The sequence below is a fragment of the Thauera sp. ZXT1-4 genome (assembly GCF_052598215.2).
Genome location: NZ_JBQWSN020000079.1, coordinates 1 through 2,503, shown reverse-complemented (window position 1 = coordinate 2,503; position 2,503 = coordinate 1). Strand labels below are relative to the sequence as shown.

The following is a 2,503-nucleotide window of genomic DNA, read 5'->3' as shown; positions in this document are numbered from 1 at the left end:
ATTACATCAATGCGTTAGGCTGGATTTCCGGCTAAGCGAACACGGATTCAGGAAAACGAACGGGGTTTAGAAAGCTCCTAGAGGATTGGGACCGCCAAGTCTTTGATGTCTTGCTAGTCGATGAATTCTCACGACTCTCGCGTGACGCACTCACGCAAGCGCAGATCATGCGCCGACTGGAGACAAGTGCCCGCGTAAGGATGGTGACCGCGAATGGCGTTGACACGACTCGGCCGAATTGGCAACTGCTGTTGGGGGTGGAAGGTATTGTGAGTCAGCAGTCCGGGCGAGATACCAAGCATCGTGTTGTCCGCGGTATGTTCGGGCAGCTTGAGCGCGGCTACATGATCGCTACGCCAGCTTACGGCTACACTTTAAAGCGTGAAATGGATGGAGCGGGAAATCGAATCGGCTCGCATTGGCTGATCAACGAACCGCAGGCGGAGATCGTTCGCGACGTGTTTGAGCGGCGTGCGCGCGGAGAGTCTATGCATCAGATCGCGCGAAGCCTGAATGAACGCGGTATTCCGACACGCCGGTCGGCTCGTAAGGCAAATGGTGGATATTGGCGGCCATCGAGCATCCGGAATCTCCTCGAGAACACAATCTACAAAGGGGTTTTTGTCTGGAACGGCTCAACGACGGTTCGCGCACGTGCGAAGAAGCACGGTCACATCGTCGAGCCCGTAACATTCTTACGTCCCGAACTGCGGATCGTTAGCGAGCAGCTTTGGGAGCGATGCAATCAGAAGACGATAAGCCGTTCGGGCTACGGCGGGGGGCGACATGCGCTGGCTGGTCTAGTAACCTGCGGCTGTTGCGAAAGCATACTTGCCGTGACGAGCAAGAGTCGCTGTCGGTCCCTTTACTGTCCCCGCTGTACTGTTGCGAAGAGCGTCATCACTGCAGATGAACGTTTGACTGGGACCGTTGCGACCCAGGGGGTTCAGTATCTGCTCATTCACGCAGCGCGTCACTTTCTCAGCGAGCCATTCATTGAAGAATTCAGGGCGCAGCTGCGTGCGAAGCTCGTCGGTGACATTGATGAGCAGCTTCGCGTAGCGAAGGTCGAACTGGCCCGTCTCGAGGGGGCACAAGAGCGTATTTCGCGACTGATCGCCGCTGACGAGAGTGAGGACCCTGTTCTTCTCGCTCGCTACGCGGAGGCGCGTGAGCGCGCGCAAGCGCAGCGACAGCAAGTCGCAGGGCTGGCCAAAGGTGTTGCGGGAATCGACCGAGAAGCTATTGCCGCGCAGGTGGCGGTCGTAGATCCGGTGCGCGTAATGGATGATCTCTTTGAGTCGGATATTCCAGCTTCACAAGTTCGCGCAGTGCTTTCTCGACTCTTTCCGTCTGTTGTGCTTGAAAGAAAGCTCAGTACATATCAGTCAGTCTTCTCGGTGCGCTTTTCGCCGGGTGTGGCACTTGCGATGTTGAGTGGTACGAAGACGATTGAAGAGCAAGAAACCGAGCTGCGATTCTTGTTGCGGTACTGGCCAGTCCACAGTTTCGGTGAGGCGAAATGGACTGTTGAACGTTTGACGCCGGAAAAGCCAGAGGCGTCGCGTCAACCTATCCCTGTCCCTGCATTGGCGCACGCGGGCGACGCGGCGTAGTTCAACTCCTATAAGACGAAGCGGGGGGCGGAGAAGTTGCGGGTGGACGCTAAGAGGACGCCTGGGGGCAACAAGACCAGGCAGGCGTCTGGGTGGACCGGCGCCGGTTTAGATAGACACAGTACTTGGCCATTAGAACATCCTGTATTTTGATAATGGCAACCCGTCCTTCTCAACGTAGGCATTGGAGCTTTCGAATGCTTCCCGATTTTCCCTAACCCAAAGATCTGCGCATTTTGCCGCCACTGATTTAGCTTCATCAGTGTCCGCGGCCTGCGAGACTTTTGTGCGCAGTTCTGTGGCTTCAGCTGCAAGGGGTTGTGCGAGCGAGGCCTTGGTCTGTTTGCCGTAGTGATTCCTGTTCGTTGCTGGCATGGTGTGCTCCTTTCATCTCAACGTATCATTAAACTAATAGCACCAAGGGGCACTCCGAGCAACATCAGAGCTGCAAAAAACAGCCGATGGCCAGGCACGTTCCGCGGCTGACCGTCAGAATCCCTCAACCCGGTCTATTTCCGGATGCCCGAAGAAACATTCGCCGATTCCGGGCACGGTCGGCGCCTGCTCGAACCGAGGACTCTCGGTGTAAGCAGGCCTGGGCTCGCGCTGTGTGTTGCTTATGGCGCGAAACTCTTCCGAAAGCACAGAAATCCGAGTCGCGTACTGTCTTGGTGCTCAGATAGCAGCTGCCTGTTGCTGCGGCCCAGCAGGTGAAGTCTTTCTCCCGTTCAGCCTTGGGCGGCGGTGTCGCATGTACGTCTGTTATCGCTCGAGAAATAGTTGAACTAAAGCAAAGGAATTACTCGTCCTAGTGTAACGCGCTCATTCAATGGTAAGCGCTCACCCAGCGGCGTCGTTGCTAAACAGCGCGCCTTGAGATATCCGAG

2 protein-coding genes and 1 pseudogene are annotated in these 2,503 nt (G+C 56.2%); 2 read left to right on the top strand and 1 reads right to left on the bottom strand.

Annotated elements, in window-relative coordinates; all coding sequences use genetic code 11:
* Positions 1–62 precede the first annotated feature (62 nt).
* Both ACUH78_RS19000 and ACUH78_RS18995 read left to right on the top strand, forming a co-directional pair.
* Positions 63–314 (top strand): annotated as a pseudogene (locus ACUH78_RS19000) (recombinase family protein); the annotation flags it as partial.
* A 3-nt stretch (positions 315–317) separates the two neighbouring features.
* Positions 318–1,616 carry a recombinase family protein gene (locus ACUH78_RS18995; protein ID WP_445334421.1) on the top strand — a complete coding sequence of 433 codons (1,299 nt, stop codon included), beginning with the start codon at positions 318–320 and terminating at the stop codon, positions 1,614–1,616.
* A 132-nt stretch (positions 1,617–1,748) separates the two neighbouring features.
* Here the strand turns inward: ACUH78_RS18995 and ACUH78_RS18990 are convergent, their stop codons facing one another.
* Positions 1,749–1,991: a type II toxin-antitoxin system CcdA family antitoxin gene (locus ACUH78_RS18990; protein ID WP_445334420.1), complete on the bottom strand. Its 243-nt coding sequence runs from the start codon at positions 1,989–1,991 to the stop codon at positions 1,749–1,751.
* Positions 1,992–2,503 lie beyond the last annotated feature (512 nt).

Coding starts and splice junctions, on each gene's coding strand:
- ACUH78_RS18995 (WP_445334421.1), top strand. CDS start 318: ATGTTCGGGCAGCTTGAGCGCGGCTACATGATCGCTACGCCAGCTTAC.
- ACUH78_RS18990 (WP_445334420.1), bottom strand. CDS start 1,991: ATGCCAGCAACGAACAGGAATCACTACGGCAAACAGACCAAGGCCTCG.